Annotated in this window: 8 protein-coding genes; all 8 read right to left on the minus strand. The window is 45.8% G+C overall.

Translation table 11 applies throughout. The annotated features are described in order from the left end of the window. Nucleotides 1–51: 51 nt before the first annotated feature. On the minus strand, nt 52–4,080 hold the full coding sequence (gene rpoB, locus B7360_RS22115; RefSeq protein WP_005397275.1) for a DNA-directed RNA polymerase subunit beta: 4,029 nt from the start codon (nt 4,078–4,080) through the stop codon (nt 52–54). 252 nt (nt 4,081–4,332) lie between these two features. Next, nucleotides 4,333–4,701, minus strand: coding sequence for a 50S ribosomal protein L7/L12 (rplL, locus tag B7360_RS22120; RefSeq protein WP_005397273.1), 369 nt, complete (start codon nt 4,699–4,701; stop codon nt 4,333–4,335). A 57-nt stretch (nt 4,702–4,758) separates the two neighbouring features. Continuing rightward, the gene (rplJ, locus tag B7360_RS22125; protein WP_005397270.1) at nt 4,759–5,253 is read right to left on the minus strand and encodes a 50S ribosomal protein L10; all 495 of its coding nucleotides are present in this window, start codon (nt 5,251–5,253) and stop codon (nt 4,759–4,761) included. Nucleotides 5,254–5,546: 293 nt separating this feature from the next. Further along, nucleotides 5,547–6,248 (minus strand): 50S ribosomal protein L1, encoded by a 702-nt coding sequence (gene rplA / locus B7360_RS22130; RefSeq protein ID WP_005384683.1) that lies wholly within the window; start codon nt 6,246–6,248, stop codon nt 5,547–5,549. Nucleotides 6,249–6,252: 4 nt separating this feature from the next. Next, nucleotides 6,253–6,681 carry a 50S ribosomal protein L11 gene (rplK, locus tag B7360_RS22135; RefSeq protein WP_005384682.1) on the minus strand — a complete coding sequence of 143 codons (429 nt, stop codon included), beginning with the start codon at nt 6,679–6,681 and terminating at the stop codon, nt 6,253–6,255. Nucleotides 6,682–6,845: 164 nt separating this feature from the next. Further along, nucleotides 6,846–7,394, minus strand: a complete 549-nt coding sequence (gene nusG / locus B7360_RS22140; RefSeq protein ID WP_005384681.1) for a transcription termination/antitermination protein NusG — start codon at nt 7,392–7,394, stop codon at nt 6,846–6,848. Nucleotides 7,395–7,407: 13 nt separating this feature from the next. After that, complete coding sequence (gene secE / locus B7360_RS22145; RefSeq protein ID WP_005397258.1) at nt 7,408–7,788, minus strand: preprotein translocase subunit SecE; 381 nt, start codon at nt 7,786–7,788, stop codon at nt 7,408–7,410. A 266-nt stretch (nt 7,789–8,054) separates the two neighbouring features. Continuing rightward, nucleotides 8,055–8,588: EF-Tu/IF-2/RF-3 family GTPase (locus B7360_RS22150; protein WP_254048146.1), on the minus strand; the 534-nt coding region annotated here is incomplete at its 5' end.

Below are 8,588 nucleotides of genomic sequence, written 5' to 3' on the forward strand. Positions count from 1 at the left end.
TCTTCCAAATAATCGCTTTGATTCTCTCGACTTTCATCAAGAGAGAAAGGATTACTCTTCGTCTTCTAGCTCGATGTTGATACCTAGCGAGCGGATCTCTTTCAACAGTACGTTGAACGATTCTGGCATGCCAGGTTCCATGCTGTGGTTACCGTCTACGATGTTCTTATACATCTTAGTACGGCCGTTAACGTCATCCGACTTAACCGTTAGCATTTCTTGTAGCGTGTAAGCAGCACCGTATGCTTCTAGTGCCCATACTTCCATCTCACCGAAACGCTGACCACCGAACTGAGCTTTACCACCTAGTGGCTGCTGAGTTACTAGGCTGTACGAACCAGTTGAACGAGCGTGCATCTTGTCATCAACAAGGTGGTTCAGTTTCAGCATGTACATGTAACCAACAGTTACAGGACGCTCAAACGCATCACCTGTGCGACCATCAAACAGTGTTAACTGACCTGATGTTGGTAGATCTGCTAGCTCAAGAAGTGCTTTGATTGACTCTTCTGGAGCGCCATCAAATACAGGAGTCGCGATTGGTAGACCGCCACGCAAGTTCTTGATCAGAGTACGTACTTCATCATCAGATAGAGAAGCAATGTCTACTTTCTGGCGAGTATCGCCTAGGTCGTAAACTTTTTGTAGGAACTCGCGGAATTTCGCTAGTTCTTGCTGCTCTTTAACCATCTGGTTGATCTTGTCACCGATACCTTTCGCTGCCAGACCTAAGTGTACTTCTAGGATCTGACCGATGTTCATACGCGAAGGTACACCCAGTGGGTTAAGTACGATGTCTACAGGCTGACCTTTTTCATCGTATGGCATGTCTTCAACAGGGTTGATCTTAGAGATTACACCCTTGTTACCGTGACGACCCGCCATCTTATCACCAGGCTGAATGCGACGTTTAACCGCTAGGTAAACCTTAACGATCTTCAGTACGCCAGGTGCTAAATCATCACCTTGAGTGATCTTACGACGCTTAGTTTCGAACTTCTTATCGAAGTCAGCTTTTAGCTCGTCCCACTGCTCAGCAAGTTGCTCAAGTTGAGTTTGTAGTGCGTCATCTTCTAGCGTTAGTTCTAGCCACTTCTTACGATCAGTAGTGTCTAGTTTCGCTTCAGAGTAACCGCCTTCAATCAATACAGCTTTAACACGGTTTAGAAGGCCACCCTCAAGAATCTGGAATTCTTCAGTTAGGTCTTTCTTCGCTTCTTTAAGCTGCATCTGTTCGATTTCAAGCGCACGCTTGTCTTTCTCTACGCCGTCGCGAGTGAAGACTTGAACGTCGATGATCGTACCTGATACAGAGTTAGGTACACGTAGTGAAGTATCTTTAACATCAGATGCTTTTTCACCGAAGATAGCACGTAGTAGCTTCTCTTCAGGCGTTAGCTGAGTTTCACCTTTAGGTGTTACTTTACCAACTAGGATGTCGCCACCCTTAACTTCAGCACCGATGTAAACGATACCTGACTCGTCTAGTTTAGACAGAGCAGATTCACCTACGTTTGGAATATCAGCTGTGATCTCTTCAGAGCCCAGCTTAGTATCACGCGCCACACAAGTAAGTTCTTGAATGTGGATTGTCGTGAAGCGGTCTTCTTGAACTACGCGCTCAGATACTAAGATCGAGTCTTCGAAGTTGTAACCGTTCCAAGGCATGAACGCGATACGCATGTTTTGACCAAGCGCTAGCTCACCTAGGTCTGTCGAAGGACCATCAGCAAGCACGTCACCGCGTGATACAGGTTCACCTGGCATCACACATGGGCGTTGGTTAATACATGTGTTCTGGTTAGAACGTGTGTATTTAGTTAGGTTGTAGATATCGATACCAGCTTCACCTGGTACTAGCTCTTCTTCGTTTACTTTAACAACGATACGAGAAGCATCTACTGACTGGATTACACCACCACGTTTCGCAACTGCAGTTACACCTGAGTCAACTGCTACGTTACGTTCAATACCAGTACCAACAAGCGGTTTGTCAGCTTTCAGTGTCGGAACTGCCTGACGTTGCATGTTCGCACCCATCAATGCACGGTTCGCATCATCGTGTTCTAGGAACGGGATAAGCGATGCAGCGATAGATACAACCTGGTTTGTCGCAACGTCCATGTACTGAGCGTGCTCACGAGGGTGTAGACCAGATTCACCTTTCTGACGAGCTGTGATCAGCTCATCTGCAAAAGTACCATCTTCGTTTAGCTTAGCGTTCGCCTGAGCGATAACGAATTGGCCTTCTTCGATTGCAGATAGGTAATCTACTTCGTCTGTTACTACGCCATCTACAACGCGACGGTATGGTGTCTCTAGGAAACCGTACTCGTTACAACGCGCAAACGCAGATAGAGAGTTGATCAGACCGATGTTTGGACCTTCAGGCGTTTCGATAGGACATAGACGACCGTAGTGAGTTACGTGTACGTCACGTACTTCGAAGCCAGCACGTTCACGAGTTAGACCGCCAGGACCCAATGCAGAAATACGACGCTTGTGCGTTACTTCTGATAGCGGGTTGTTTTGGTCCATGAACTGTGAAAGCTGTGAAGAGCCAAAGAATTCTTTAACTGCCGCAGAAATTGGCTTCGCGTTGATCAAGTCTTGAGGCATGATTGCGTCAAGATCGCCTAGGCTTAGACGCTCTTTAACTGCACGCTCAACACGTACTAGACCTACACGGAACTGGTTCTCAGCCATTTCGCCTACAGAACGGATACGACGGTTGCCTAGGTGGTCGATATCGTCCACTTCGCCCTTACCGTTACGGATCGCGATCAGCTTCTTCATCACTTCGATGATATCAGTTTCATCAAGTGTGCCTTGCTCTTGAGCATCTTCACGGCCGATAGAGCTGTTGAACTTCATACGACCAACAGTCGATAGATCGTAACGCTCTTCAGAGAAGAATAGGCTTTCGAATAGAGCTTCTGCAGCTTCTTTTGTTGGCGGCTCACCAGGGCGCATCATGCGGTAGATTTCTACCAATGCAGAAATACGATCAACCGTGCTGTCGATACGTAGTGTTTCTGACATGAATGGACCGTGGTCTAGATCGTTCGTAAATAGAACTTCTAGCGCTTTGTGGCCAGCCTGAGATAGGTTCGCTAGTGCTTCCAGGCTGATTTCCTGGTTAGCGTTAACAATGATCTCGCCAGTTGCTTCATTGATGTAATCTTTTGATGCAACTTTACCTACGATGTACTCAACTGGTACTTCGATGTGATCAACACCATCTTTTTCTAGTTGGCGGATATGACGAGCTGTTACGCGACGACCTTGCTCAACGTAAACTTTACCATTCGCTTCGATGTCGAATGACGCAGTTTCACCACGTAGACGATCTGGAACCAACTCCATCAATAGAGTTTGGTCTTTCACTTCGAAGTTCACTTTCTCGAAGAAGAGATCTAGGATTTCTTCTGTCGACTTACCTAGTGCACGAAGAATGATCGATGCTGGTAGCTTACGACGGCGGTCGATACGAACGTACAAGTTATCCTTAGGATCAAACTCGAAATCAAGCCATGAACCACGGTAAGGAATAACACGTGCGTTGTATAAAACTTTACCTGAAGAGTGGGTCTTACCCTTATCGCTGTCGAAGAACACGCCTGGGCTTCGGTGCAGCTGGGATACGATAACCCTCTCGGTACCGTTAATAACGAAGGTACCATTGTCTGTCATGAGTGGAATTTCACCCATGTAGACTTCTTGTTCTTTAATGTCTTTTACAGTACCTGCTGGCGCGTCTTTATCAAAGATAACTAGGCGTAGTTTTACACGTAGTGGCTTTGAGTAAGTTACACCGCGGATTTGACATTCTTTAACGTCAAAAACTGGCTCACCAAGACGGTAGCTAACGTATTGCAGCTCAGAATTGCCGTTGTAGCTCTGAATCGGGAATACAGAACGGAAAGCGGCTTCAAGACCGTATTGACCTTCAGGATCCTGTTCGATGAATTTGTCGAACGAATCGAGCTGGATCGATAGCAGGTATGGAATGTCCAAAACTTGTGGACGAGTACCAAAGTCCTTACGGATGCGCTTTTTCTCGGTATAAGAGTAAACCATGGGGTTCCTCAGCTCGCTGATAAGTGACCCAAACTGTCCGCCCGCTCCTAGTTACTTAAGGGGGGTAAGGGACAGTGACTAATATAGCTGTTTACTGTAGTGACATTTCATTTCGTAAGAATGAAATGTTTTTTGCATGGATATCAGGCGCTTAAACAGCGGGAAAATTCGCCTATACCCTACAGCGCAAAAAGGCCGGTGGTTAAAAAACCACCAGCCAATTAGCCGTTAGGCTAAGAAACTATGCAATAATTACTTAACAGCAACAGTTGCACCAGCTTCTTCTAGCTGAGCTTTAAGAGCTTCAGCTTCTGCTTTCTCAACACCTTCTTTAAGAGGTGCTGGAGCGCCGTCTACAAGAGCTTTAGCTTCTTTAAGACCTAGGCCAGTTGCGCCACGTACTGCTTTGATTACAGCAACTTTGTTACCGCCAGCAGCTTCTAGGATTACGTCGAATTCAGTTTGCTCAGCAGCAGCTTCGCCGCCAGCAGCGCCGCCAGCTACAACAGCAGCAGCAGCAGAAACACCGAATTTCTCTTCCATTGCTTCGATTAGTTCAACAACTTGCATTACAGACATTTCTGCAACTGCGTCTAGGATTTGCTCGTTAGTAATAGACATAACAATTCTCTTTTAAGTCAACAATAAGTTTATTAAGCAACCAGTAAAAAGCAAGGCTTATGCCGCTGCTTCTTGTTTTTGATCGCGGATAGCTGCGATAGTACGCGCCAGCTTGCCAGCCGAAGCTTCTTTCATGCACATCATTAGGCGTGCAATTGCTTCGTCGTAAGTTGGTAGTGTTGCTAGTACTTCAGCGTCAGTTAAAGCGCCTTCATAAGCAGCAGCTTTGATCTCGAAATCTTTGTTCTCTTTAGCGAAGTCTTTGAAAAGACGCGCTGCAGCACCTGGGTGCTCATTAGAGAATGCGATTAGTGTAGGACCAGTGAAAGTGTCAGTTAGACACTCGTACTCAGTACCTTCAACCGCACGACGAGCAAGAGTGTTACGAACAACTCTCATGTAAACGCCAGCTTCACGAGCTTGTTTACGTAGAGAAGTCATCGCGCCAACTTGAACGCCACGAGAATCAGCTACAACTGCAGAAAGTGCACCACTGGCAGCTTCGTTGACTTCAGCAACAATTGCTTTTTTGTCTTGAAGGTTTAAAGCCATCTTGGATTTACTCCTGGTTGTCGTTACACCACTCACTATCATCACGACAGTGAGAGCTATTGAGGTGCTTCCCCAGAAGAAAGTTAACTATATTACATAGAGCTTTCTGTCAGTTCGGGCACCATCTACGTAGGATAATTAAGTTTGCTTTTACACAAACACCTACGGTCTTGGACGGAGACTGGGTCTTAATTCATTTCGAACTAGGAGACAGTTCAAAGAACCAAAGTTCAGCCCCAACCACAAATATTAGGCGCAAAATTATACACTAATTTTGCGCCTAAGCAAATAAATTATGCTTGAGTGTTCAGGCTAGCCTGATCAACAGCAACACCAGCACCCATAGTAGTAGAGATGCTTACTTTCTTCAGGAAAGTACCTTTCGCTGAAGATGGCTTAGCTTTCTTCAGAGCAACTAGAAGTGCTTCTAGGTTCTCTTTGATCTGCTCAGCAGAGAAGTTTGCTTTACCGATAGTAGTGTGGATGATGCCGTTTTTGTCGTTACGGTAACGAACCTGACCAGCTTTAGCGTTTTTAACTGCTTCAGCAACGTTAGGAGTTACAGTACCAACTTTAGGGTTTGGCATAAGACCGCGAGGACCTAGGATAGTACCTAGTTGACCTACAACGCGCATTGCATCTGGAGAAGCAACAACTACGTCAAAGTTCATTTCGCCTTTCTTAACTTGCTCAGCAAGATCTTCCATACCTACGATGTCTGCGCCAGCTTCTTTAGCTGCTTCAGCGTTAGCACCTTGAGTGAACACTGCAACGCGGATTTCGCGGCCAGTACCGTGAGGTAGTACAGTTGCACCACGTACGTTCTGGTCAGATTTACGAGCATCAATGCCTAGGTTAACAGCAACGTCTACAGACTCAACGAATTTCGCAGTCGCTAGTTCTTGAAGAAGAGCAACAGCTTCGTTGATTTCGTATTCTTTAGTTACGTCAACTTTTTCGCGGATTACGCGCATGCGCTTAGTTAGTTTTGCCATCTTATTAACCCTCTACCACTAGGCCCATTGAACGAGCAGTACCAGCGATAGAACGCTTCATCGCTTCGATGTCAGCACCAGTCATATCAGCAGCTTTAGTTTCTGCGATTTCTTGGATTTGAGCGTCAGTTACAGTACCAACTTTTTCAGTGTTTGGACGACCTGAACCAGACTTAACGCCAGCAGCTTTCTTAAGAAGAACTGCAGCAGGTGGAGTCTTAGTTACGAACGTGAAAGAACGGTCGCTGTATACTGTGATAACTACTGGAGTTGGTAGACCTTTCTCAATAGATTCTGTTTTTGCGTTGAACGCTTTACAGAATTCCATGATGTTCACACCGTGTTGACCTAGTGCAGGACCTACTGGTGGACTAGGGTTAGCCATACCAGCAGCAACTTGTAGCTTGATGTAAGCTTCAACTTTCTTAGCCATGATAATTCCTAAGTTTGGGTACAAACGCTAATCGCGGATCAGCTCCCCGTTTGTGTAAGAAACTTTTTACTTCACTTGAAGTAAAAAGGCGCGAAATTATAGTCATAATCCGCGCCTTATACAACCCTAAAAAGGTGATTTTTTATACTCTTTAACGAAGAGTCTTAGTCCAGCTTTTCAACCTGACCAAATTCAAGCTCAACTGGTGTCGCACGACCAAAGATCGAGACAGACACTTTCAGGCGGCTCTTCTCGTAATCCACTTCTTCAACAGTACCGTTGAAGTCAGCAAATGGACCTTCGTTAACACGTACCACTTCACCCGCTTCGTACATTGTACGTGGACGAGGCGCTTCACTCGCTTTCTCAAGACGATTAAGAATCGCGTCAGCCTCTTTATCCGTGATAGGTGCCGGACGGTCTGAGGTACCACCAATGAAGCCCATGACACGCGGCACACTGCGTACTAGGTGCCATGATTCATCGTTCATAATCATCTGAACAAGGACGTAACCTGGGAAGAACTTACGCTCAGATTTGCGACGCTGACCCGCGCGCATTTCCACTACTTCTTCAGTAGGAACCAGTACTTCACCGAATAGCTCTTCCATGCCGTGCATTTTGATATGCTCGCGCAGAGATTGAGCTACACGACCTTCAAATCCAGAGAAGGCTTGAACCACATACCAGCGTTTTTTTGGAGCTTCACTCATGAATAAAAACCCTCTATACCCCAGTTGCTAGAGCTACTAGACGAACCATAATTCCGTCAATACCCCATAGCACTAGAGCCATTACAATACTTACAGCTAAAACGATCAGTGTTGTTTGCATGGTTTCTTGGCGAGTAGGCCAAACAACTTTACGTACTTCCATACGCGATTCTTTTGCAAAACTGATCGCTGCTTTACCTTTAGTCGTTGTTGCTGCAACGCCTAAGGCAGCTGCAATAAGAACAACAACGCCTGCAGCACGAACCACTACAGACATTTCACCATACAGGTAATTACCCACAACAGCGGCAGCTGCCAATACGAAAGCGGCTAACCACTTAAACGTATCTGCTGCGTTTGAGCTATCAGGAGTTTCAGCATTATTTGCTTTCATAAAACCAACCTGTTACAAGTCTTAATATAGACGACAACAACCCCGCTGTTGCAGGGCAAACTCCATATCGCTGAAAAAATCAGCGTACTCTTCTTAAGATTAAGCATCTTTGCTTAATCTTGCTCTGCGCCCAACCCACTTCTGAACAAGAAAACAGCAAAAATAATGTTGAGTGCAGAAAAAGGGCATCAAATGATGCCCTTTTTGCTACTGGTTCGTCAAATCTAATTCAAGATTTTCCGAAAGCATCGCTAATTCGCTATGAATTAGTCGAAGATCTTAGCAACAACACCAGCACCTACTGTACGGCCACCTTCACGGATCGCGAAACGTAGACCTTCGTCCATTGCGATTGGTGCGATTAGCTCAACAGTCATCTGTACGTTGTCACCTGGCATTACCATTTCTACGCCTTCTGGTAGCTGGATGTCACCAGTTACGTCAGTTGTACGGAAGTAGAACTGTGGACGGTAGCCTTTGAAGAATGGAGTGTGACGACCACCTTCATCTTTAGACAGTACGTATACTTCTGATTCGAACTTAGTGTGTGGAGTGATTGAACCAGGCTTCGCTAGTACTTGACCACGTTCAACCTCGTCACGCTTAGTACCACGTAGAAGTGCACCAACGTTCTCACCTGCACGGCCTTCGTCTAGAAGCTTACGGAACATCTCTACACCAGTACATGTTGTAGTAGTTGTTTCCTTGATACCTACGATAGCAACTTCGTCACCTACAGTTAGGATACCACGCTCGATACGACCAGTTACTACTGTACCACGACCTTGGATTGAGAATAC

Source organism: Vibrio sp. ArtGut-C1 (assembly GCF_002105475.1).
GTDB classification, from domain to species: Bacteria; Pseudomonadota; Gammaproteobacteria; order Enterobacterales; family Vibrionaceae; genus Vibrio; species Vibrio diabolicus.